18 protein-coding genes are annotated in these 22326 nt (G+C 74.8%); 8 read left to right on the top strand and 10 right to left on the bottom strand.

Annotated elements, in window-relative coordinates:
* Positions 1 to 212 precede the first annotated feature (212 nt).
* Positions 213 to 1391 (top strand): APC family permease, encoded by a 1179-nt coding sequence (locus ACZ402_RS12700; protein WP_375825850.1) that lies wholly within the window; start codon positions 213 to 215, stop codon positions 1389 to 1391.
* 90 nt (positions 1392 to 1481) lie between these two features.
* On the opposite strand, the gene ACZ402_RS12695 is transcribed toward ACZ402_RS12700, so the two are convergent.
* Positions 1482 to 2390 carry an alpha/beta fold hydrolase gene (locus ACZ402_RS12695; RefSeq protein WP_375825841.1) on the bottom strand — a complete coding sequence of 303 codons (909 nt, stop codon included), beginning with the start codon at positions 2388 to 2390 and terminating at the stop codon, positions 1482 to 1484.
* A gap of 62 nt (positions 2391 to 2452) precedes the next feature.
* Between ACZ402_RS12695 and ACZ402_RS12690 the strand changes: the two genes are divergently transcribed.
* Entirely contained in the window at positions 2453 to 3007 is a 555-nt protein-coding gene (locus ACZ402_RS12690) for a TetR/AcrR family transcriptional regulator (protein WP_375825842.1), read from the top strand.
* A 66-nt stretch (positions 3008 to 3073) separates the two neighbouring features.
* Entirely contained in the window at positions 3074 to 3943 is an 870-nt protein-coding gene (locus ACZ402_RS12685; RefSeq protein ID WP_375825843.1) for an META domain-containing protein, read from the top strand.
* A gap of 84 nt (positions 3944 to 4027) precedes the next feature.
* On the opposite strand, the gene aspA is transcribed toward ACZ402_RS12685, so the two are convergent.
* The 6 genes from aspA to ACZ402_RS12655 all read right to left on the bottom strand — a co-directional run bounded on the left by aspA (position 4028) and on the right by ACZ402_RS12655 (position 13039).
* Positions 4028 to 5557, bottom strand: coding sequence for an aspartate ammonia-lyase (gene aspA, locus ACZ402_RS12680; RefSeq protein ID WP_375825844.1), 1530 nt, complete (start codon positions 5555 to 5557; stop codon positions 4028 to 4030).
* A 47-nt stretch (positions 5558 to 5604) separates the two neighbouring features.
* The gene (locus ACZ402_RS12675; RefSeq protein ID WP_375825845.1) at positions 5605 to 7182 is read right to left on the bottom strand and encodes a glycoside hydrolase family 43 protein; all 1578 of its coding nucleotides are present in this window, start codon (positions 7180 to 7182) and stop codon (positions 5605 to 5607) included.
* Positions 7179 to 9623 (bottom strand): beta-xylosidase/alpha-l-arabinosidase, encoded by a 2445-nt coding sequence (locus ACZ402_RS12670; protein WP_375825851.1) that lies wholly within the window; start codon positions 9621 to 9623, stop codon positions 7179 to 7181. Before ACZ402_RS12670 ends, ACZ402_RS12675 begins: the two co-directional genes overlap by 4 nt.
* 208 nt (positions 9624 to 9831) lie before the next feature.
* Positions 9832 to 10725 carry a carbohydrate ABC transporter permease gene (locus ACZ402_RS12665; protein WP_375825846.1) on the bottom strand — a complete coding sequence of 298 codons (894 nt, stop codon included), beginning with the start codon at positions 10723 to 10725 and terminating at the stop codon, positions 9832 to 9834.
* The gene (locus ACZ402_RS12660; protein WP_465285876.1) at positions 10725 to 11744 is read right to left on the bottom strand and encodes a carbohydrate ABC transporter permease; all 1020 of its coding nucleotides are present in this window, start codon (positions 11742 to 11744) and stop codon (positions 10725 to 10727) included. Before ACZ402_RS12660 ends, ACZ402_RS12665 begins: the two co-directional genes overlap by 1 nt.
* Before the next feature lie 8 nt (positions 11745 to 11752).
* Positions 11753 to 13039: an extracellular solute-binding protein gene (locus ACZ402_RS12655; protein ID WP_375825428.1), complete on the bottom strand. Its 1287-nt coding sequence runs from the start codon at positions 13037 to 13039 to the stop codon at positions 11753 to 11755.
* A gap of 196 nt (positions 13040 to 13235) precedes the next feature.
* Between ACZ402_RS12655 and ACZ402_RS12650 the strand changes: the two genes are divergently transcribed.
* The 3 genes from ACZ402_RS12650 to ACZ402_RS12640 all read left to right on the top strand — a co-directional run bounded on the left by ACZ402_RS12650 (position 13236) and on the right by ACZ402_RS12640 (position 16283).
* Positions 13236 to 14237 carry a LacI family DNA-binding transcriptional regulator gene (locus tag ACZ402_RS12650; protein WP_375825427.1) on the top strand — a complete coding sequence of 334 codons (1002 nt, stop codon included), beginning with the start codon at positions 13236 to 13238 and terminating at the stop codon, positions 14235 to 14237.
* 162 nt (positions 14238 to 14399) lie between these two features.
* On the top strand, positions 14400 to 14819 hold the full coding sequence (locus ACZ402_RS12645; protein WP_375825425.1) for a transferase: 420 nt from the start codon (positions 14400 to 14402) through the stop codon (positions 14817 to 14819).
* 165 nt (positions 14820 to 14984) lie between these two features.
* Positions 14985 to 16283, top strand: coding sequence for a PrsW family intramembrane metalloprotease (locus ACZ402_RS12640; protein ID WP_375825424.1), 1299 nt, complete (start codon positions 14985 to 14987; stop codon positions 16281 to 16283).
* 21 nt (positions 16284 to 16304) lie between these two features.
* Here the strand turns inward: ACZ402_RS12640 and ACZ402_RS12635 are convergent, their stop codons facing one another.
* Positions 16305 to 16922: a helix-turn-helix domain-containing protein gene (locus ACZ402_RS12635; RefSeq protein ID WP_375825422.1), complete on the bottom strand. Its 618-nt coding sequence runs from the start codon at positions 16920 to 16922 to the stop codon at positions 16305 to 16307.
* An 89-nt stretch (positions 16923 to 17011) separates the two neighbouring features.
* Between ACZ402_RS12635 and ACZ402_RS12630 the strand changes: the two genes are divergently transcribed.
* Positions 17012 to 18208: a benzoate/H(+) symporter BenE family transporter gene (locus tag ACZ402_RS12630; RefSeq protein ID WP_375825421.1), complete on the top strand. Its 1197-nt coding sequence runs from the start codon at positions 17012 to 17014 to the stop codon at positions 18206 to 18208.
* Between the two features lie 33 nt (positions 18209 to 18241).
* On the opposite strand, the gene ACZ402_RS12625 is transcribed toward ACZ402_RS12630, so the two are convergent.
* Both ACZ402_RS12625 and ACZ402_RS12620 read right to left on the bottom strand, forming a co-directional pair.
* The gene (locus ACZ402_RS12625) at positions 18242 to 20584 is read right to left on the bottom strand and encodes an LLM class flavin-dependent oxidoreductase (RefSeq protein ID WP_375825420.1); all 2343 of its coding nucleotides are present in this window, start codon (positions 20582 to 20584) and stop codon (positions 18242 to 18244) included.
* Positions 20581 to 21516, bottom strand: coding sequence for an LLM class flavin-dependent oxidoreductase (locus ACZ402_RS12620; RefSeq protein WP_375825419.1), 936 nt, complete (start codon positions 21514 to 21516; stop codon positions 20581 to 20583). Before ACZ402_RS12620 ends, ACZ402_RS12625 begins: the two co-directional genes overlap by 4 nt.
* Before the next feature lie 92 nt (positions 21517 to 21608).
* Between ACZ402_RS12620 and ACZ402_RS12615 the strand changes: the two genes are divergently transcribed.
* The gene (locus ACZ402_RS12615) at positions 21609 to 22145 is read left to right on the top strand and encodes a MarR family winged helix-turn-helix transcriptional regulator (protein ID WP_375825418.1); all 537 of its coding nucleotides are present in this window, start codon (positions 21609 to 21611) and stop codon (positions 22143 to 22145) included.
* The last annotated feature ends 181 nt before the right edge of the window (positions 22146 to 22326 follow it).

Raw genomic sequence — 22326 nt, 5'->3', positions numbered from 1 at the left:
GCGACGGGGCCGGTCGACGACGACCGGGAACGGGACACCGGCGGGAACTGTACCCGCTCGCGGACGCCGCCCCGACCACTCCCCGGGGCCGGCCCCGACACCTGCCGGACACCTTGCCCTGGCACGCTGGCCGGGTGACCACCGCACCGGGCCAGCCCTCGCTCGCGCGCCGCCTCGGCACGACGGACGCCGTCGTCGTCGGGCTCGCGTCCATGGTCGGCGCGGGCGTGTTCTCCGCGTTCGCCCCCGCGGCCGCCGCGGCAGGGACGGGGCTGCTCGTCGGGCTGGCGCTGGCGGCGGTCGTCGCGTACGCGAACGCCACGTCGTCCGCCCAGCTCGCGGCGCAGCACCCCACCTCGGGCGGCACGTACGTGTACGGGCGCGAGCACCTCGGTCCGTGGTGGGGCTACCTCGCCGGGTGGGGGTTCGTCGTCGGCAAGACGGCGAGCTGCGCGGCCATGGCGCTCGTGCTCGCCGCCTACGCGGCCCCGCCCGGGTGGGAGCGCCCCGTCGCCGCCGCGGCCGTCGTGCTGCTCACGGCCGTGGGCTACCGGGGTGTGACGCGGACGGCGCGCCTCGCCCGGGCGATCGTCGCGGTGGCGCTCCTCGCGATCGCGACGGCCGTCGTCGCGAGCCTCGCGGGCTCCGCGCCGCGCTGGTCGGCCGTGCTCGACCCCGACGGCGCGCACGGCGGCTGGTACGGCGTCCTCCAGTCCGCGGGCCTGCTGTTCTTCGCGTTCGCGGGGTACGCGCGGGTCGCGACGCTGGGCGAGGAGATGCGCGACCCGCGGCGCACGATCCCGCGCGCGGTCCTCGTGTCGCTCGGGGCCGTCGTCGTGCTCTACGCGGTCGTCGCGGTGGTCCTGCTCGCGGTGCTCGGGCCGGAGGCGCTCGCGGCGTCCGCGGCTCCGCTCGCCGACGCGGTCGCCGCCGGGTCGTGGACGTGGGCGGGCCCGGTCGTGAGCGTCGGCGCCGTCGCCGCGAGCGCCGGCGCCCTGCTCGCCCTGCTCGCGGGCGTGAGCCGGACGGGCCTCGCGATGGCGCGCACGGGCGACCTGCCCGGGTGGTTCGCGGCCGTGCACCCCGTGCACCGGGTGCCGCACCGGGCCGAGCTCGCCGTGGGTGCGGTCGTCGTGGTGCTCGTGCTCACGACGGACCTGCGGGGCGCGATCGGGTTCTCGTCGTTCGGGGTGCTCGTCTACTACCTCGTGGCGAACCTCTCGGCGCTGCGTCAGAGCACCCCGCACCGGCTGTACCCGCGCGCGCTCCAGGTGCTCGGCGCGCTCGGCTGCGTCGCGCTGGTCGCCACGCTCCCGCTCCCGAGCGTCGCCGCGGGAGCGCTGGTGCTGGCGGTAGGCGTCGCCCTCCGCGCGGTACGCGTCCGCTCATGACCGCGAGATCGACCCGCCCGTCGCGAGATCGACCTCCCGAGGGTCGATCTCGGACGCACGGGTCGATCTCGCGTCGACGGGCACAGGGCGTCACGCGGCGCGGTCGAACCAGTCGCGCGAGAGGGCGGCGACCGCGGCCGGCGCGTCGTCGGTGATGAAGTGCGCGGCGTCGTCGACGTAGGCGAGCTCGGCCCGGTCCGCGTGCCGCTCCGGCGCCCGGCAGACCTGTCCCACGAGCTCCTCGGTCCACGGCCGGTCTCGGCGTCCGAAGACGAAGAGGGTCGGCACCGTGAGCCGACGGCGACGGTAGACGCCCCGCATCATGCGCGTGGCCTCCGGCAGCACCATGTGCCGCACGAGCGGACGCACGGCGGCGTCGACCTCCGTCCGACCCATCGGGGCGAGGTGGGCGTCGACGTCGTCCTCCGACAGCGGGTGGGCGACGTACGCGCTGGAGAAGATCCCCCGCAGCGACGCGCCCCGACGGTGCCAGACCAGGGCGGGCAGGTGCCGGAACCCGGGGAGCAGTCGAGGGCTGGGACGCATGAAGCCCGGTGGCACCGAGAGCTCGACGGCCGCGCGGACCCGGTCGGGGTGCTCGTAGCAGAGCTGCATCGCGGTGATCGCGCCCATGTCGTGCGAGACGAGGTGGGCTCGCTCGACGTCGAGCGCGTCGAGGAGGGCGAGCAGGTCGCGGAGCCGGGTCTCGCGCTCGACGTGCGCGTCGTCGGCCGTGGTCCAGCCCGCGCCGCGCAGGTCGGGACACAGGACGCGGTAGCCCGCGGCGGCGAGGACGGGCGCGACGTCGCGCCACTGCCACCAGTGCTCGGGGAAGCCGTGCAGCAGCACGACCGGGTCGCCGGTGCCGACGGTCGCGACGTGGGTGCGCAGGCCGGGCGTCTCCACGACGAGGTGGTCGAAGCCCGGCGCCTCCGGGAGCGGCGGGGACCATGCCCGGGCGTCGGTGGGGCGGGTGGTGCGGGGCTGAGGCGTAGTCATGGCGAGCTCCTTCGGGCGAGCGACTACTATGTTCATAGTAGATCGGTCGAGAGAGGGAGTCCATGGCCGCAGCCACCCGGGAACGAGCGCTCGACGCGGCCGTGGAGGTGCTCGGTGCGGACGGCGTGCGCGCGCTGAGCCACGCGCGGGTCGACCAGCGCGCCGGTCTCCCGACCGGGTCGACGTCGAACTGGTTCCGCACCCGGCGCGCGCTCCTCGCCGGCGTGGTCGACCGGATCGCCGAGCAGGAGCGCGCCGACCTCGACGTGACCGCGATGCCGCAGATCACGAGCGTCGACGACCTGGTCGACGGTCTCTGCGCCATGACCGAGGCACAGTCCGGTCCGTTCGCGTCGCGCACCCGGGCGCGCTACGCCCTCTTCCTCGAGCTCGCCGACGACCCCGAGCTCGGTGAGCCCCTCCGTCGCCAGCGCCGCACGTTCGAGCGGTGGACCGAGCGGATCGTGGCAGCCGTCGGCATCGCCGACCCCGTCCCGGCGACCCGCGCGCTCATGGCCCTCGGCGACGGGCTGCTCCTGCACCGCCTCACCGTCGACCCCGGCCTCGACCTGCGCCCCGCGATCGAGCGCACGGTGCGCGCGCTCGCGACGTCGTGACGGCGCCGGCCCCGGGGGATGCCGCACCGGCTGCAAGAAACCCGGCGCCGGAGACAGGATCGGGGCATGGACGGACACGAGTCCGGGCGCCCGCGGGTGCCGCGCGCCGTCGCCGTGACCTTCCTGGTGTCCGTCCTCGCCGCGGCCTGCACCACCCCCGACGTCGGGAACGTCGGCGGCCCGGGTGACGGCGAGGTCGGGTCGGACCCGGTCGGGCTCGTCGGGATGTGGCGGGTCGCGGGCGCGGAGGGTGAGGGCCCGGACACGTGGCTGCGGCTCGGCGCTGGGCAGTACATGCTGTGGGGCGACTGCGGTGCGTACGTGGAGGGCGGCTGGGACGCGGCCGGCCGGGCCTTCGTCGCCTCGGAACCGTACGCCGCCGCCGCGGCGTGCGGCGCGGGCGGGATCCCCGAGGTGCTGTGGCTCCGCACCGTGGTCGCGTACGAGCCCGACGGCGAGGGCTGGCGGCTCCTCGACGCGGACGGCGACGTCGTCGCCGGTCTGCGGGTCGACGGCGCCCCGGCGCCGATCCCCGACGCGGCGGAGCACCTGGCGCAGGCGCCGGAGGTGACGGACGACGTGCGCGCGGCGTTCGAACCGCCCGCACCGCTGCCGGACGGCCTCGAGCCCGCGGCCGTGCGCGACGTCGTCGGACGCTGGGAGCCGTCGGGGTTCTTCGCCGGCGATCCCCACGTCGTCTTCCACGGGGACGGGACGTGGTCCGGCTCCGACGGGTGCAACGGCGGCGGGGGCGCGTGGGCCCTGGACGACGGCGGTCGGCTGCTCGCCACGGCCGGTCTGCAGACGCTGATCGCGTGCGACGGGGCGGGGGTGCCCGGTGCCGTCAGCGGTGCGGCCCGCGTCGCGCTGGACCGGGGCCGGCTCGTGCTCCTGGGCGCCGACGGCACGGAGATCGTCCGCCTCGTCCGAGGATGAGACGGGCCCACCGCGAGATCGACCCGAGCGTCCGAGATCGACCCTCAGAAGGTCGATCTGGCGACCGGCAGGTCGATCTCGACGTCAGGTCTCGGGTTCCGGGTCCGACGGGGCGCCCAGTGCGTCGTCCGATTCCACGACGCGCGACGACTCGCCCTCCTCGCCCACGGCCGGCAGGCCGCGCTCGTCGGGGGCGTAGTAGCGGCCGGTGTAGCGCGGGCGGAGGAAGTTCTCGGTCGTCAGCACCGCGTCCACCTCCTCGGGCGTGAGCAAGCCGCGCGCCACGACGACGTCGCGCACCGACGCCCCGGTCCGCGCCGCCTCGGCGCCCACGAGGTCGCCGTTGCGGTGCCCGATGATCTCGTTGAGGTACGTGACGATCCCGATCGAGTCCAGCACGTGGCGGCGGCACACCTCGACGTTCGCGGTGATGCCCGCGACGCACTTGGTGCGCAGTGCGACGCACGCGTTGCCGAGCAGGCGCAGCGACTCGAACATCGCCTGCGCGAGCACCGGCTCCATGACGTTGAGCTGGAGCTGGCCCGCCTCGGCGGCGTGCGTGATCGTCACGTCGTTGCCCATGACCTTGAAGCAGACCTGGTTGACGACCTCCGGGATCACCGGGTTCACCTTGGCGGGCATGATCGACGACCCGGCCTGGAGCTCCGGCAGGTTGATCTCCCCGAGCCCGGCGCGCGGCCCGGACGACAGCAGCCGCAGGTCGTTGCAGATCTTCGACAGCTTGGCCGCGAGGCGCTTCAGCGCGGAGTGGACGGCGAGGTAGGCGCCGTTGTCGTACGTCGCCTCGACGAGGTTCGCGGCCGGGACCGCGGGCAGCCCGCTCACCTCGCCGAGCCACCGCGTCGCGACCTTGGGGTACCCGGGCGGCGTGTTGAGCCCGGTGCCGATCGCGGTCGCGCCGAGGTTGACCTCGAGCAGCAGCTCGCCGGCGACCTCGAGGCGCCGGACCTCCTCGCCGACGTTCACGGCGAACCCGGCGAACTCCTGGCCGAGGCTCATGGGCACGGCGTCCTGGAGCTGCGTGCGACCCATCTTGAGGACGTCGGCGAACTCGGACGCCTTCTCGTCGAACGTGCGCTCGAGCCGCAGCACCTCCTCCTGCAGCCCCTGGACGAGCTGGTGCACCGCGAGGCGGAACCCCGTGGGGTAGGCGTCGTTGGTCGACTGCGAGCGGTTGACGTGGTCGTTCGGATTGATGACGTCGTAGCGCCCCTTCTCGAACCCGGAGAGCTCGAGCGCGAGGTTGGCCACGACCTCGTTGGTGTTCATGTTGACGCTCGTGCCCGCGCCACCCTGGAACACGTCCACCGGGAACTGGTCGAGGCACCGGCCGTCGTCGAGGATCGCGTCGCACGCGGCGACGATCGCGTCCGCGACGTCGCGCTGGATGGTGCGCAGCTCGCGGTTCGCGAGCGCCGACGCCTTCTTGACCATCACCATGCCGCGGACCATCTCGGGGACGTCGCTGACCGTCGTCCCCGAGATGCGGAAGTTCTCCACGGCCCGGACGGTGTGGACCCCGTAGTACGCGTCCGCCGGGACCTCGAGGGGTCCCAGCAGGTCTTCCTCGACCCGTGTCCGTGCGCTCGACATGCCCCGACGGTATCGCCCGCCGTGGCGCTGCGCGCGGAGCGGACCCGTCAGCCGACCGGTGCGTAGACGAACCGCTCGACCCGCACGACGGACGTCGAGGGCCGTCCCTCGCTCGTCGCGTGCACGCCCAGCCACAGCCCGAGGAACCCTCCGGTCGCGGCGCTGTCGAGGGTGCGGCCGTCCACGGTCGCGAGCGGCTCGGGCGCGCCCGCCGGGCCGACGACGAGCCCGTAGTCCTGCCCGCGCACGCGCAGCCCGACGACGACCGGCTCGCCGGGCGCGGAGCCCACCGTCGTCTCCCCGACCACCTCGTCCGTCCCGCCACGGCGGTGCACGGCGACGACGCGGCGCACGTCCCCGGGCCCGCCGTCGACCAGGAGCCGCACGTGGTCGTCCTCGGACTGCCGCACCACGACGCCCGCCCGCTCCCCCGCGACCTCCGGTACGCGGAGCGTGACGGTGACGTCGACGTCGCGGTGCTGCTGGCGCAGCCCGAGGAACGCGGGCACGCCCCGCTCGGCCAGCGTCGCCGGCCGCACGGGCAGGTCCCAACCCTCGCCCGCGGGCGTCGCGACGTCGCGCGGCACCGCCCGCACCGCCGTCCACCGCGGGTCCTCCGGGCCGACGACGCCACTCGCCCCGCCCTGGATCGCCGGGCGCGGCGCTGCGGTCGCGAACGGGACCTCCACGGCGTCGGGCACGCGCCCCGCGCCGGGCGCGAGGACGGGCCAGCCGTCCTCCCACACGACGGGGACGAGGAACGTCTCGCGGCCGAGCGGGTAGTGGTAGCCGCCGTAGACGCGCATCGCGAGCAGCACGGCCCACCACGACCCGTCGGGCGCCTCGACGAGGTCGGCGTGCCCCACGCCGACGACGTCCACGCCGCGCCCGAGGTGCCGGTGCGTGAGCACCGGGTTCGCCTTGTTCCCCTCGTACGGGCCCGTCACGGACGACGCGCGCGCGACCGACACCGCGTGGTGGAAGTCCGTGCCGCCCTCGGCCGCGAGCAGGTAGTACGTGCCGTCGACCTTGTACAGGTGCGGGCCCTCGGCCCACACCGCGCCCCGCACGGCCCCCGTCCACACGACGTGCTCGGGGCCCACGAGCGTGCGGGTCGCGAGGTCCAGCTCGCGCACCCACACCTCGGTCTGGTGGAACCACTCCGGGTCGGCCGCGAGCCGGGTCCCGTGCAGCCACGCGCGACCGTCGTCGTCGAAGAAGATCGACGGGTCGATCCCGGCGACCCGCTCGCCGTCCTCGTCGCGCAGCCACACCGGGTCGGACCAGGGGCCGGCCGGGTCGGTCGCCGTCATGACGAAGTTGCCGCCGCGGGAGTCGTCCTCCGGGTCCACGAGCGTGCACACGAGCCAAAACGTGCCGTCGTGGTGGCGCAGCGTCGGCGCGTACAGGCCGCCCGACGAGCGGACGCCGTCGTAGTCGAGCTGACCCGACCGGTCGACGACGTCCCCGACGTGCTCCCACGTCGCGAGGTCGCGGCTGCGCAGCACGGGCAGGCCGGGCAGGTACTCGAACGTCGAGGTGACGAGGTAGAAGTCGTCGCCGACGCGGCACACCGAGGGGTCGGGGAAGCAGCCGGGCAGGACCGGGTTCGGGACGAGCGTCATGCGCGCTCCCCCGCCTCGACGCGCCAGGAGACCTCGACGGCGACGAGCCGCTCGTCCGCGGCCGTCACCTCGTGCACCGGGCCCGTGACGACGAGCGTCGCGCGCGCGGTCGCCGCGCCGGGCACGACCCGGCGCTCGGCCGGGGCGGACTCGTTGACGATCGCACCGCCGGTCGTCGACCCGAGGTCGTCGGTCCCGGGGGCGGCGTCGACCGCGCCGGCGTGCGCGCCGACCCACACCTCGACGTCGCCCGGCTCGACCACGCGCACGTGGCGACGGTCGGAGAACGCGAGGCGCGTCGTCGGGACGCGGAAGGCCACGCGCCGGGACTCGCCCGCGGCGAGGTCGACGCGCGCGTACCCGAGGAGCTGGGCGACGGGGCGCGGCACCGACCCGACGACGTCGCGGGCGTAGAGCTGCACGACGTCCGTCCCCGCGACCTCGCCCGTGTTCGTCACGGTCACGGAGGCCGCGAACGTCCCGCCCGCGGCGACGCTCGTGTCGACCGCCAGGTCCGCGTACGCGAACTGCGTGTACGACAGCCCGAACCCGAACGGCCGCACGGGCGTCGGGTCGGCGGACGTCACGTCCGACGGCCCGCCGAGCACCGGGTGCAGGTAGGTGAACGGCTCCGCGCCGCCCGCGCGCGGCAGCGACACGGGCAGCCGGCCCGAGGGGTTCACGGCGCCCACGAGCACGTCGGCCACCGCGCGCCCGCCCTCCTCGCCCGGGAAGAAGCCCTGCACGACGGCGGCCGGGCGACCGGGCGCGGCACCGTCGGTCTCCGCGCGCTCCTCGAACGCCCAGCCGATCGCGTACGGGCGGCCCGTGAGCAGCACGAGCACGACGGGCGTGCCCGTCGCGACGACCTCCTCGACGAGCCGTCGCTGCACGCCCGGGAGCTCGAGCGACTCGACGTCGTTGCCCTCGCCGACCGTGCCGCGCCCGAAGAGCCCGGCCTCGTCGCCCACGACGACGACCGCGACGTCCGCGTCCCGCGCGACGGCGACCGCCTCGGGGATCCCCGAGGCGTCGCGGCCGTCGACCGCGCAGCCGACGGCGTGCGTCACGTCGGTGCCCGCGAGCGCGTCGCGCAGCGACTCGAGGACCGTGGGCAGCGCGATGCCGGCCGGCGTGCCGGGGTGGTGCGCGAGCACGTGGTTGACGAACGAGTAGCAGCCCATGAGCGCCTCGGACGAGTCCGCGTTGGGCCCGACCACGGCGACGCGGCGCGGAGCGGACGGTGCGTCGTCAGCGCTGTCGCGACGGCCGCGGACGAGCGGCAGCACGCCGTCGTTCGCGAGCAGCACGAGCGACTCCTGCGCGAGGCGGCGCGCGGTCGCGCGCTGCTGCGGGGTGTCGAGGTCGACCGTCGTCGGCGGCTCGTCGGCGTACGCGCCCGGGTCGAGCAGGCCCAGCTCCTCCTTCTGGTTGAGCAGGCGCAGGACGGCGCGGTCGACCCACGCCTCGTCGAGCGCGCCGGACCGCACGCGCTCGGCGAGCGGCGCGAGGTAGGCGTCGCCCGACGGGAGCTCGACGTCGAGGCCCGCCTGGAGCGCCTGCGCGGCGGCCTCCCCGCGGTCGGCCGCGACGCGGTGCATGACCTCGAGGAACGCGACGCCGAAGTAGTCGGCGACGACGACGCCGTCGAACCCCCACCGCTCGCGCAGGATCTCGGTGAGGTGCTCCGAGCTGCCGTGCAGCGGGACGCCGTCGACGTCGACGTAGGACGCCATGACCGAGCGGGCGCCACCGTCGCGCACCGCCATCTCGAACGGCGGGAGGTAGACGTCGGCGAGCTCGCGCGGGCCGGCGCTCACCGGGGCGTGGTTGCGACCGGCCCGCGAGCCCGAGTACCCGACGAAGTGCTTGAGGGTCGCGTGCACGCCCGCGTCCTGCAGGCCGCGCACGTACGCCGTACCGACCGTGCCGACGAGGTACGGGTCCTCGCCCACGCACTCGTCGACACGGCCCCAGCGCGGGTCGCGCACGACGTCGAGCACGGGCGCGAGGCCCTGGTGCACCCCGATCGCGCGCATCGACTCCCCGACCTCGCGCGCCATCTCCTCGACCAGCGCCGGGTCGAACGACGCGCCCCACGCGAGCGGCGTCGGGTACGTCGCGGCCTGCCACGCGGCCAGACCCGTGAGGCACTCCTCGTGCACGATCGCGGGGATGCCCAGGCGGGTCTCCGACTTCAGGCGACGCTGCTCCGCCCACAGCCACGCCGCGCGCTCCGCGGGCTCGACGGGCCGCGTGCCGTAGACCCGCGTGTAGTGCCCCATGCCGTGCCGCGTGATCTCGGCGAGCCGGCCGCCGTCCTGCTGACCCGCCGTCATCTCCGACTGCATCGGGGCGACGGTGCCGTTCTGGTCGAGCCAGTAGCCGACGAGCTGGGCGAGCTTCTCGTCGAGGGTCATGCGGGCGTGGAGCGCACGCACGCGCTCGGAGACCGTGGGCGGCTGCGGCGGCGCCGGGCGCGGGCTGCGCGGCGCCGGGGCCGCGGGCTCCGAGGTGACCGGCTCCGGGGAGCCGGTGGGGGCCGTCGGGACGGCAGGGACGACGTCGGTCACGGGACCGTTCTCCTTCGATGGTGGCCCTGCCCCGCGCGCGGCGCGGGGCAGGGACGGGGTGCGGACGAGCGGCTGGTCAGCCCTTCACGGCTCCGGAGAGCCCGCCGACGATGCGCCGCTCGAACAGCGAGAAGAAGACGAGCGCGGGGATCATCGACAGGGACGTGAAGGCCAGCACGCGGGCGGTGTCCACGGAGTACTGCGACGCGAACGCCTGCACGCCCAGCGGGAGCGTGTACGACGTCTCGTCGTTGAGGATGAAGAGCGGGAGCATGTAGCTGTTCCAGCTCGCGACGAACGCGAGGATCCCCACGGTGATGACGCCCGGCAGGGACAGCGGCACGACCATGCGGAAGAAGAAGCCGAGCCGGCTCGCGCCGTCGATCGACGCCGCCTCCTCGATCTCGCGCGGGATCGCGCGCAGGAACGGCACGAGGATGATGACGGTCGTGGGGAGGGCGAACGCGATCTGCGGCAGCACGAGCCCGCCCACCGAGTTCATGAGCCCCAGCGAGCGGATCATGATGTACAGCGGGGTGATCGCGACGGTCATGGGGAACATGAGGCCCGCCGCGAACAGCGCGTACAGCGCCCCGCGGCCCACGAACGAGTAGCGCGCGATGACGTAGCTCGCCATGAGGCCGAGGACGACGACGCCGAGGGTCGTGAGGAGACCGGCCACGAGCGAGTTCCCGAGCTGCTGCCAGAACAGCGAGCTCGTCAGGACCTCGACGTAGTTCTCGATCTGCCACGGGTCGGGCAGGCCCGACGGGTTCGCCGTGATCTGCGCGTTCGTGCGGAACCCGCCGACCACGATGTACGCGATCGGGGCCAGGCACACGCCCACGAGGAGCCACGCGACCACGTAGGTCAGCGGCCCGCCCCGCCCGATGCCGGAGCCGCGCGGCTCCCTCGGGGTCTTGGCGCCGGGGGCGCGCTCGGGCGCGGGCGCCGCGGTGACGGTGGCCATCACTTCTTCCCTTCCGTGATCGCGCCCTCGGTGTCACGGCGCAGGACGTACCGCTGGTAGACGAGGGCCACCGCGAGCGAGATGAGGAACAGCACCACGGCGACGGCGCTGCCGAACCCGTAGTTCCCCGCGTTGCGGCCGTTCGCCACCATGTAGGTCGCCATGGTCGACGTCCCCGCCGTCGAGGCCACGTACTGGCCCCAGATGATGTAGACGAGGTCGAAGAGCTGGAGCGAGCCGATGATCGACAGGAACGCCCAGATGCGGACGGTCGGGCCGAGCAGCGGGAGCGTGACGTAGCGCTGCGTCGTCCAGTACGACGCGCCGTCGATCGCCGCGGCCTCCCCCAGCTCGTCGGGGATGCCCTGCAGGCCCGCGAGGAAGAGGATCACGGCGAAGCCGATGTACTTCCACGTGATGATGAGCAGCAGGGTCCAGATCGCGACGTCGGGGTCGGCGAGCCAGTCGACCGAGAGGAACCCGAGACCGATCTTGTCGAGCAGGTCGTTCACGGCGCCCGTGGTCGCGAGCATGAGGCTGAAGCCCGTCCCGACGATCACCTCGGACACCACGTACGGCACGAACACGAGAACGCGGATCACCGAGCGGCCGCGGATGCGCCGGTTGAGCATGAGCGCCACGACCACGGCGACCGGGCCCTGGAGCACGAGCGACATGATGACGATGAACGCGTTGTGCCCCAGCGCCGCGAGGAACTCGGGGTCGCGGAAGATGATGAGGTAGTTGTCGAACCCGACGAACTCCGTCGGCGGGCCGAAGCCCTTCCACTTGAAGAACCCGTAGTACGCCGCCATCACCACGGGGACGATGACGAAGGTCAGGAAGACGACGAGCGCGGGCCCGGCGAGCACCGCGATCTCGGCTCGCTGGGCCCAACGGCCGCCGCGCGGGGGGCGCCGCGCGGCGGCCGGGGCGGCCGGGGGCGGCGTGACGCCGCCCCCGGCCCGGTCCTCGGGCGTCGTCGTGCTCGGCGAGATCTCGCCCTGGGACACGTTCATGGAAGGGGCTACTCCTTGGCGGCCGCGTCGTTGACGGCGCTGACGATGTCCTCGGGCGTGCCCTGGCCGGCGAGCAGGTTGACGACGGCCGTGTTGAGCGCGTTGCCGATGTTCTGGCCGTAGAGCGTGTCGAGCCAGACGGAGACGTACGGCGCCTCGTTGTACGCCTCCAGGATCGAGACGAGGGCCGGGTCGACGACCGCCCCCTGCGCCTCCTTGCTCGCGGGCAGCGTCTGGAACGCGGTGGCGTAGGCCTCCTGCGACTCCTTCGACATGGCGTAGTTGAGGAAGTCCGCGCACGCGTCCGGGGCGTCGACGTAGCACGAGTAGCCGTCGACGCCGCCCATCATCGCGCCGGGCTCGCCGTCACCGCCCTCGACCTCGGGGAACGGGAACCACTGGAGGTCGGGCAGGGGCTGCTCGTTCGGCGTGAGGGACGCGATGACGCCCGGGTCCCAGGCGCCCATGAGCTCCATCGACGCCTGGTGGTTGGCCAGCAGGCCGGCCGACGAGCCGGCGCCCTGCTGCGCGGACGTGGTGAGGAAGCCCTCGTTGAACGGCTCCGTCGCCGCGAACTCCTCGAGCGCGTTGCCGGCGTCGAGCCAGCACGGGTCGTCGAAGGTCCGCGTCTGGGCGGCCTCGTTCATCGCGTCCTGGGAGCAGAAGCGGAGCGCGAAGAAGTAGTACCAGTGCGCGGCCGGCCATGCGTCCTTGGCACCGAGCGCGATGGGCGCGATGCCCGCGGCCTTGAGCTGCTCGGTCGCCGCCTCGAGGTCGGTGATCGTCCCGGGGGTCTCGGTGATGCCGGCCTGCTCGAAGAGCTCGGTGCTGTAGAACATGCCGCCGGGGAGGATCGACACCGGCATGCCGTAGACCTTGCCGTCGACCGAGAGCGCGCTCAGCGACCCGCCGACGGCCTCCTTGACCGCCGGGTCGATGAGGTCGGTCAGGTCCTTGACCTGGCCCGCCTCGACGACGTCCGCGAGCTTGCCGCCGCCGCGCGCCATGAAGATGTCGGGTGCGTCGCCCGAGTTCAGGGCGGTCTGGAGCTTGCCGTCCATGTCCTCGTTCTGGATGGCCTGGATCCTGATCGTCACGCCGGGGTTCTCGTCCTCGAACGCCGCGGCCGTGGTCTTCCAGTACTCCATGCCGGGGCCGGTCGTGGAGTTGTGCCAGAACGTCAGGGTGACGTCGCCATCCTCCGTACCGGACCCGCCTCCGCCGCCACAGGCCGAGAGCGCCATCGCACTCGCCACCAGCGCGGCCGATGCCGCCAGGAACTTCCGAGACCTCATGATTCGTCCTCTTCGTCGAGCCGCACGGGCGCGCGCTCCGTCGAGCGCGCCGGGCCGCCCCCGCGTCGGGGCCGCCACGGCGACTCTCGCAGGCCGGAGGCTCTCGTGTCAATCGTTATCGATAACGTTTTACAAACGACGCCGCAGCGCGCGGCTCGTGCCGCCGACGCGCCGCGCCACGGGCTACTGTCTCCCCATGCGCTCCACGGGAAGAGTCACGATCGGCGATGTCGCGCGCACCGCCGGCGTCTCCGTCGCGACGGTGTCCAAGGTCATCAACGGCCGCTACGGCGTCGCCCTGGAGACCTCCCGGCACGTCCAGGAGATCATCGACCAGCTCGGGTACGAGTCGTCGATCGTCGCGCGCAGCCTGCGTAGCCGCCGCACCAACGTCATCGGCATCCTCGTCGCCGAGTTCGAGCCGTTCTCGACCGAGCTCCTCAAGGGCATCTCCGAGGCCGTCGACGGTACCGGCTACGAGCTGCTCGCCTACTCCGGCGGGCTGCGCCGCGACGACCGCGTCGGCTGGGAGCAGCGCTACCTCTCGCGCCTCGGCGGCACCCTGATCGACGGCGCCATCCTCGTCACCCCGACCGTCGTCGCGCCGGGCAACTCCATCCCCGTCGTCGCCGTCGACCCGCACCGCGGCCCCTCCGGCCCGCCCACCGTCGACTCCGACAACCTCGCCGGCGCGCGCGCCGCGACCGACCACCTGCTCTCCCTCGGACACCGCCGCATCGGCTTCCTCGCCGGCCGCCCCGACCTCGAGTCCGCGCGCCTGCGCGAGCAGGGGTACCGCGAGGCCCTCGCCGAGGCCGGCGTCGCGTTCGACCCCGACCTCGTCCGCGTCGGCGGCTACCGGCCCGACCTCGCCGACTCCCCCGCGCACGAGCTCCTCTCGCTCCCCGAGCGACCCACCGCGATCTTCGCCGCGAACGACCTCTCCGCCATCCGCACCATGGAGGTCGCCGCCGAGCTCGGCCTGCGCGTGCCCGACGACGTCTCCGTCGTCGGGTTCGACAACGTCCCCGAGTCCGCGCTCACCACCCCGCCGCTGACGACCGTCGACCAGCCGATCCACCGCATGGGCGCCGAGGCCCTGCGCCTCATCGTCGACCTCGTCGAGGGCAACCCCCGCGAGCCTCACGTCCGCCTCCCCACGACCCTCGTCGTCCGCGGCTCCACCCGCCCCCTCTGACCCTCCACCCACCGAGGGAGGACCCGGGTCCGGCGAGGTAGAGCCGAGGTAGAGACCTGGTGCGCGACCAGGGCTCCGCCTCGGCGCGAGGGGGCTGGAATCCTGGGCACCGCTCCGACGTTATGTCAGCAGAACACCGCCGACAGACCCTGAGGAGGTCACATGGCCCGCCTCGCACGCCGTGTCCAGGTCGAGAACGACTACGGCGAGATCATGCACTACGAGCGCCACACCGGCGGCGGCCTCGTGTCGCCGCACGCACGCGTCCCCGAGTCCGTCCCGGTCGGGTCGGGCACGTACGTCGAGAAGGGGGCCGTCGTCGGGTACGGCTCGCAGCTCGGCGAGGGAAGCTGGATCGACCGCGACGTCACCCTCGGCCGGGACGTCCGCGTCGGCGACAACGTGCGCCTCTCCCCCGAGACCCGCGTCGGCGACCGCGCCCGGGTGGGCAGCGGCGCGCGCGTCGGGCGCCGCGTGCTCGTGGAGCCGGGCGCCGTCGTCCCGCCGGACGAGATCGTGCCCGACGACGCCACCGTGCGCCGCCGGGGCGGCGTCCGGTCGGGATACGACGTCGCCGCGTAGCGCCACGCCACCACCCCTCGAACCCGGGGTTCTCGGCGCTTCCGGCGCCGAACCCGGCAGCATCCCCGGGTTCGGCGACCGACGGGCGCACCACGGTGTCGGCTCGACGCCGCGACGCGTGGACACCTTTCCCCCGCGGCACCCGGGTGCGTAGCCTTACCGCCCGTGACCTACCCGCCGCACGGCCCCGCCGTCCCCCCGCCGCACCCGCAGCCGACGCCCGTGCACCCGCGCCCGCAGGGTCCGGCGGGCACCGCGGTGCCGCTCGACCCGCGCGCGGTGCTGGAGGGCCGGCCGCCGGGCCGGGCGCGCGTGGGTGTCATCGTGACGATCGCGGTCGCGAGCCTGTGCCTGCTGGTCGGCCTGGTGCTCGCGGCGCTGTCCGGGGTCGGGACGTTCACCGTCGGCCTGCTGCTGGCGCTCGTGCCGCTCGGCATCTGGGTGCCGGTCGTGCTCGCGCTCGACCGCCTCGAGCCGGAGCCGCCGAGCGCGCTCGTCCTGGCGTTCCTGTGGGGCGCGGGCATCGCGACCCTCGTGGCGGGGATCCTCAACACGCTCGGGCTCGAGCTGCTCACCGCGCCGCTGTTCGGCGAGGAGGTCGGCTGGTACGTCGTCGCGTCGTTCGGGGCCCCGTTCGTCGAGGAGATCCTCAAGGGCGCGGTGCTGTTCGGGATGCTGTGGTTCCGTCGGCACGAGATCGACGGCTGGACCGACGGCGTCATCTACGCGGCGATGGTCGCGCTCGGGTTCGCGGCGGTCGAGAACGTCACCTACTTCATCATGGCGGCGCAGGACGGGACGCTCGGCCCGACGTTCGTGCTCCGCGCGCTCGTCACCCCCCTGCTGCACCCGCTGTGCACCGCGCTCACGGGCCTCGGCGTCGCGAGCGCGGCCACGAGCCCGCCCGGGCCGCGCCGGGTCCTCGCGCCGATCGGCGGCCTCGCGGCGGCGATCGCGCTCCACATGCTGTGGAACGCCTCGACCGGGTTCGGCACGCTCGCGCTCGGGGTCGCGTACCTCGCGGGGCTCGGGGTGCTGGTCACGCTGATCGTCCTGCTCGTGCGCGACCGCCGTCGCACGGTCGCGACGATCCAGCGGCAGCTCGTGCCGTACGTCCCGACGGGCCTCGTCACGCCCGCGGACCTCACGATGCTCTCCACGCTCGCCGCACGCCGTCAGGCGCGCGACTGGGCCCGCCGCACGGGCGGCGCCGGAGCGGCGCACGCGATGCGCGACTACCAGCAGGCGGCGACGGAGCTCGCCCTGCTCCACGACCGCGTCGCGCGCGGCGCGGTCGAGGCGTGGCGCGTCGAGGGGCAGCGCCGGGCGCTGCTGCAGCTCATGCTCACGGCGCGTCAGGCGTTCCTCGTCCGGACGCCGCAGCCGCCGCCCGCGCCGTGGTCGCCGGGAACGCCGTCCGGCTTCACCTCCGACGCGTGGGTTCCCGGCCAGGGCGCGTACTGAGCCGGCAGCCTCCGCCGACGCCTACCCGGCGCCGCCCCGCGGCGGTGTCCGGATGACGAGCACCGCGTCGACCGCGGCGCCGTCGAGCGCCCGGTAGGAGTGGTCGGCGTCGGAGACCCAGCGCAGCTCGTCGCCCTCCTCGACCACGGCCTCCGCCCCGTGACGCCCGGCCCGCAGGCGGCCGCGCGTGATGAGCAGGTGCTCGACGACGCCCGGCCCGTGGGGCGGTGAGGTCCGGTCCGCGTGGGGTTCCAGGTGCAGGTGGTAGACCTCGACGGCGATGCCGCCGGGCAGGTGGTGCGCGTCGAGCAGGCGTGCGGTGACGCCCTCGGACGACACCTCGGTGCCCGCCCGCTCGGCGAGCAGCGTCGCGAGGGGGACGCCGAGCGCCCCGGCCAGCGCGTAGAGGGTCGCGAGCGTCGGGTTGCGCGCGCCGTGCTCGATCTCCGAGAGCGAGCCCTTGCCGATGCCCGCCGCGGCGGCGAGCGCCGACAGCGAGAGCCCGCGCTCGGCACGCAGCGCACGGAGCTGTGCGGCGACTGCCGCGAGCGTGCCGTCCCCGGCTCGTTCCGACGAGCGTCCGGGCGCTCCCCCGGGCTCGCCGTCGGTCTGAGGTCTCGCGCCCGCCCCGTCGCTCACGGGCGGCAGCCTACCGGTGCGCGTGTCGCGCAGCCCCTGCTAGCGTTCCACGAACAGAACGATTCCCTCCGCCGCCTGCCAGGAGCAGCATGGACCCCGCCTCGGACCGCCTGCGCCCCGTCCTCGCCGGGCTCGTGACCGCCCTCGTCGGCTTCACCAGCTCCTTCGCCGTCGTGCTCGCCGGGCTGCGCGCCGTCGGTGCGACCCCCGACCAGGCGGCCTCCGGGCTCCTCGCCCTGTGCGTCACGCAGGCCGTCGGCATCCTCTGGCTGACCACCCGGCACCGCACCCCGCTCACGCTCGCGTGGTCCACGCCCGGCGCCGCGCTGCTCGTGAGCACGGGCGCCGTCGCGGGCGGGTGGCCCGCCGCGGTGGGGGCGTTCTGCGTCGTCGGCGGGCTCGTCCTGCTCACCGCCCTCTGGCCGCGCCTCGGCGACCTCGTCGCCGCCATCCCCACGCCGATCGCCCAGGCGATGCTCGCCGGCGTGCTCCTCACGCTGTGCCTCGCCCCCGTGCGGGCGGTCGTCGCGACGCCGCTGCTCGTCGCGCCGGTGATCGTCACGTGGCTCGTCCTGCTGCGGGTCTCGCCGCGCTGGGCGGCACCCGCCGCGCTCGCGGTGACGCTCGCGATCGTCGGGTACGAGGCCGTGCACGGCGGCACGCTCGCGTGGTCCGACGCCGTCCCGCGCCTCGACCTCACGGCGCCCACGCTCTCGTGGCAGGCCGTCGTCGGGCTCGCCGTCCCGCTCTACGTCGTGACGATGGCCTCGCAGAACGTGCCCGGCGTCGCCGTCATGGCGTCGTTCGGCTACCGCGTGCCGTGGCGCGAGACCATGACCGTCACCGGGATCGCGACCCTCGCCGGAGCGACCGCAGGCGGCCACGCGATCAACCTCGCCGCGATCTCCGCCGCGCTCGCCGCCGGCCCCGAGGCCCACCCCGACGCCCGCCGACGCTGGGTCGCCGCCCACACCGCCGGCTGGGCGTACCTCGCGCTCGCCGTCGGGTCGGCGGGCCTCGCCGCGCTCGTCGCCGCGGCGCCCGCGGGGCTCGTCGAGGCGGCGGCCGGGCTCGCGCTCGTCGGGACGCTCGGCGCGGCCGTCGCGGGTACGGTCGCCGAACCGCGCGGGCGCGAGGCGGCCGTCGTGACGTTCCTCGTCGCGGCGAGCGGCGTCGTCGTCGCCGGCATCGCCGCCGCGTTCTGGGCGATCCTCGCGGGGCTGGCCGTCCACGCGGTCCTCACCGTGCGCGGCCCGCGCGAGGTAGAACGACCGGTCGCGAAGTAGAGCCCCTCGTCTTCTACCTCGCGGCGGGACGCTCTACCTCGCGGGGGCCGTTGCCGGCTCGAGCGGGTCCGGCCCGAGGACCGGGAGGTTGTCGCGGAAGACGTTCGTCGGGTCGACGCGACGCTTGACCTCCCGCAGCCGCTCCAGGGTCGCGGGCGGGAACGCGTCGGCGAGGCGTGCGGGGTGGCTGTCGCGGCGGCGGTCGGTGTCGAAGCTCAGGTACATGCCCTCGAACACGTCGGCCAGCGCGTCCCAGCGCGCGTCGAGCCGCGACCGGCTCGCCCCCATCGCGACCACCGAGAAGTTGGCCGAACGGTGCGCGTACGCCGTCGCGTCCGCCGGGACGTCGGACGCCGCGCCGCCCGTCGAGCGGATCTGGAAGAAGTACGTGTCGCCGCTCGCGACGAGCCCCGCGAGCCGGGCGGACGCCGCGGGCGTCAGGTGCTCCAGCAGGCCGGACCGCGACACCGGCTCGCCCTGGCCGCCGTGCGGGCCGGGCGCGGGTGCGGAGACGACGGCGTCGTACGGCACGATCTGCGCCGTCGCCTGGGCGAGCAGCGGGGAGATCGCGGCGAACGGCTGCAGCCGGGCGACGACGGTGTCCGGGTCGTCGGAGTCGACCATGGTCATGGACTGCGCGACGACCGGCTGACCCGGTCGAGGGCGCCCGACGATCAGGAAGCTCGTCGTGTCGCGAGGTGACGTCTCGACCGTCGCACCCCAGCGTTCGAGGAACCCGGCGAGGTCGGAGGCGTCGTGCACCATCTGCGCGAACCCCACCGCGGACACCTCGTCCGCGACGAGCTCGAACGACGTGACGATCCCGACCTGCGACCCCGCGCCGCGGACGGCCCAGAACAGGTCCGGGTTCTCGTCCGCGCTCGCCCGCACCACCGACCCGTCGGCGAGGACCACCTCGACGGCGCGCACATGGTCGATCGTCAGACCGTGAGCGCGACCGAGGAAGCCGATGCCGCCCGCGGTCGCGAGCCCGCCCACGCCGACGCCGCCGTAGTCGCCCGACGTGATCGCCCACCCGCGCGGCGCGAGCGCGGCCGCGACCTCGCCCCAGCGCGCGCCGGGACCGACGCGCACGAGGCGGGCCGCGTCGTCGAGCACCTCGACCTGGTCGAGCGCACCGAGGTCGAGGACGATCCCGCCGTCGTTCGTCGAGCGCCCGCTGATGCCGTGGCCGCCCGAGCGGACGGACAGCGGCACGTCGCGCGTCACCGGCTGGGCGCGCGCGAAGGCGAGCGCCTCGACCACCTCCGCGGTGTCGCGGGGCCGCAGCACGAGCCCTGGCGACCCGCCGCGCAGGTAGTTGGAGCGCACGCCCGCGAACGCGGCGTCGCCGGGCTCGACCGCACGCTCCGCGAGCGAGGCGGGCACGTCGTCGTACGCGATGCCGTCGCGGCGCGCGGCGCGGACCGCGAGCGGCACGACGCGGGACGTGTCCGTCCCGGTCTCTGCGCGTCCCGCGGCGACGGCGTCCCGCAGCGCGGGCGCGACCTCCTCGGCGAACCGGCGGGTCGTGCGCTCGTCGTCGGTCGCGAGGATCAGCGTCGAGACGCCGTCCTCCAGGACGAGCGGCAGCAGCCGCTCGACCCAGGCCTCGGGCGGGCCGGCGAGGTCGGGCGCGCCGCCCAGGCCGCCCGAGCCGTCGGCGCCCTCGAAGGTGCCCGACACGTTGAGCAGGCGCGTGACCTCGCGCGGGTCGCGCCCGACGGCGGTCGCCACCTCGTCGATGCGCGCGTTGCCCGCGCGCAGCCCGTCCACGCCGACGCGGCCCAGGGACGGGAGCCAGCCGTCGGCCTTCGCGCCGACGAGGCGCAGCATGCGCGGGCCGAGCGCGCCCAGCCACAGCGGGATGCGCCGCGTGGTCCCTGGTCCGGCGGTCGCGCCGTCGAGCCGGTGGTGGCGCCCGGGGGCGAACAGCTCGCCGTCCCCGTCCTCGCCCCAGATCGCCCGGACCACGTCGATCGCCTCGGCGAGCGCGTCGACGGACTCGCCCGGCGTCAGACGGTCGACGCCCATCGAGACCATGGCGTCCCAGAAGGCGCCCGCGCCCAGCGCGAGGTCGACGCGCCCGTCGGACAGCAGGTCGAGGCTCGCCGCCGCGCGCGCGAGCACGGCGGGCTGGCGCATCGGGACATTGACGACGTCGGGCGCGACGTGGATGCGCTCCGTCGCGGACGCGACGTACGACAGCAGCGTCCACGTGTCGAGGAAGCGCGGCTGGTACGGGTGGTCCTGGAACGTCACGAGGTCGTAGCCGAGGTCCTCGGCGAGGCGGGCGAGCCCGACCGTCGCCTCCGGATCCTGCGCCGACGGCGTGACGAACGTGCCCAACCGGAGCGGGTGGCCGTAGTCGGTCATGCGCGGGCCTCGCCGCCGGTCGTCGCGCCCGGCGCGGTGGCGCGTGCGGCCGCGACGTGCTCGCGCGCCGCGGGGGCGACCTCCTGGCCGACGACGGCGAGCGTCGTCGGGTCGTCGCCCGCGACGATCCACGTGGACACCCCGTGCTCCAGCGTCACCTCGGCGACCTGCTCGGCCCACTGGCGCGGCGAGCCCTGGAGGAACCCCGCGCCGCCGTCGGCGCTGAACCGGCCGCCGACGTTGAGCAGGCGACGCACTGCCCGCGGGTCGCGACCCGCGTCCTCGGCGGCGGCGTCGATCGTGGCGTTGCCCTTCGCCAACGCCTCGAAGCTCTGCAGGTACGCGAGCGACGGCAGCCAGCCGTCGGCCTGCGCGCCGACGAGGCGCAGCATGCGGGGCTTGAGCGCGCCGACCCAGATCTCGACGTCGTGCGCGGGCGCCGGCCCGCGCTTGGGGCCGTCGACGCGGTGGTGCGCACCGCCCGCGACGAGGCGGTCGCGCGTGGACGTGTCCCACAGCCCGCGGATGACGTCGATGCCCTCGGAGAGGGCGTCGACCGACTCCCCCGGCGTCAGGCGCTCGCCGCCCATCGCGACGATCGGGTCCCAGAACCCGCCCGCGCCGAGCCCGAGCTCGACGCGCCCGCCCGAGAGCCGGTCGAGGCTCGCGACGGCCCGCGCGAGCACGGCCGGCGGGCGGAGCGGCAGGTTGAGCACGTTGCCCGCGAGGCGGACCCGCTCGGTGCGCGCCGCGACCCAGGACAACAGCGTCCACGTGTCGAGGAACGCCGCCTGGTACGGGTGGTCCTGGAACGTCACGAGGTCGAGGCCCACCTCCTCCGAGAGCTGCGCCAGCGCGACCGCCTGGTGCGGCGCCGCGGCGGCGGGCGTGATGAAGGACCCGAAGCGCAGGTCGTGGCCGTAGTCGGGCATGGCTCCTCGCGATCTCCAAGATACGTTGCTGTACAGAACATATCTGTAACAGATAGGTGGTGCAACCACATTCCCGGCGGTAGGGTGGGCGGATGAGCACCACCACGACGACCGCTGCCGCGACGGGCCCGGCCGAGCTCCCCGGCCGCCTCGAGGACCTCGGCTGGCACCTCGGCGTGCTGCTGCGCGCCTACCGCGCGACGGTCGAGCAGGCGCTCGACGACGTCCCGCACGGCACGCGCGGCTACCAGGTCCTCGTCACCGTCGCCCAGGGCGACCACCCCACCCAGCTCGCCCTCGCCGAGCACCACGGCATCGACCGGACCGTCATGACGTACCTCGTCGACGACCTCGTCGCCGCCGGCCTCGTCGAGCGGCAGCAGAACCCCGCCGACCGCCGCGCGCGCCGCGTCGTCGCGACGCCCGAGGGCCGCCGTCGGCTCGCCGGGTGGGCCACCGCCGTGCACGACGCCGAGGAGCAGCTCCTCGGCATGCTCTCGCCCGACGAGCGCAGCGCCTTCCGCACGCTCATGCGCCGCGTCGCGTGCGACCTCCGCGACGTCGACGCGGGAACCGACCCCTGCACCGTCGCCGAGCACGCCCTCGGAGCCACCACCCCGCCGAGGTAGAGCCCCGGTCCGTCCAGGTAGAGCCCCGGCCCGCCCAGGTAGAGGCCCGATCCGTCCAGGTAGAGGCCTGGCTCTACGACGTCCGCTCGCCCTGCGCCGCATCGTCTCCGACGGACGGCGGTCCGGTCGCCCAGGAGACGCCGATCGGCTACTCCTGGCTGAACCGACACCGCGGGCGGTC

The organism is Cellulosimicrobium sp. NPDC030954, from assembly GCF_055571305.1.
Note: the sequence above shows the minus strand (reverse complement) of the source record. Positions and strands in the feature narration are given on the sequence as shown.

Coding starts and splice junctions, on each gene's coding strand:
- ACZ402_RS12695 (WP_375825841.1), bottom strand. CDS start 2,390: ATGACTACGCCTCAGCCCCGCACCACCCGCCCCACCGACGCCCGGGCA.
- ACZ402_RS12685 (WP_375825843.1), top strand. CDS start 3,074: ATGGACGGACACGAGTCCGGGCGCCCGCGGGTGCCGCGCGCCGTCGCC.
- ACZ402_RS12650 (WP_375825427.1), top strand. CDS start 13,236: ATGCGCTCCACGGGAAGAGTCACGATCGGCGATGTCGCGCGCACCGCC.
- ACZ402_RS12615 (WP_375825418.1), top strand. CDS start 21,609: ATGAGCACCACCACGACGACCGCTGCCGCGACGGGCCCGGCCGAGCTC.
- aspA (WP_375825844.1), bottom strand. CDS start 5,557: ATGTCGAGCGCACGGACACGGGTCGAGGAAGACCTGCTGGGACCCCTC.
- ACZ402_RS12665 (WP_375825846.1), bottom strand. CDS start 10,725: ATGGCCACCGTCACCGCGGCGCCCGCGCCCGAGCGCGCCCCCGGCGCC.
- ACZ402_RS12645 (WP_375825425.1), top strand. CDS start 14,400: ATGGCCCGCCTCGCACGCCGTGTCCAGGTCGAGAACGACTACGGCGAG.
- ACZ402_RS12675 (WP_375825845.1), bottom strand. CDS start 7,182: ATGACGCTCGTCCCGAACCCGGTCCTGCCCGGCTGCTTCCCCGACCCC.
- ACZ402_RS12655 (WP_375825428.1), bottom strand. CDS start 13,039: ATGAGGTCTCGGAAGTTCCTGGCGGCATCGGCCGCGCTGGTGGCGAGT.
- ACZ402_RS12630 (WP_375825421.1), top strand. CDS start 17,012: ATGGACCCCGCCTCGGACCGCCTGCGCCCCGTCCTCGCCGGGCTCGTG.
- ACZ402_RS12690 (WP_375825842.1), top strand. CDS start 2,453: ATGGCCGCAGCCACCCGGGAACGAGCGCTCGACGCGGCCGTGGAGGTG.
- ACZ402_RS12625 (WP_375825420.1), bottom strand. CDS start 20,584: ATGACCGACTACGGCCACCCGCTCCGGTTGGGCACGTTCGTCACGCCG.
- ACZ402_RS12620 (WP_375825419.1), bottom strand. CDS start 21,516: ATGCCCGACTACGGCCACGACCTGCGCTTCGGGTCCTTCATCACGCCC.
- ACZ402_RS12660 (WP_465285876.1), bottom strand. CDS start 11,744: ATGAACGTGTCCCAGGGCGAGATCTCGCCGAGCACGACGACGCCCGAG.
- ACZ402_RS12700 (WP_375825850.1), top strand. CDS start 213: ATGGTCGGCGCGGGCGTGTTCTCCGCGTTCGCCCCCGCGGCCGCCGCG.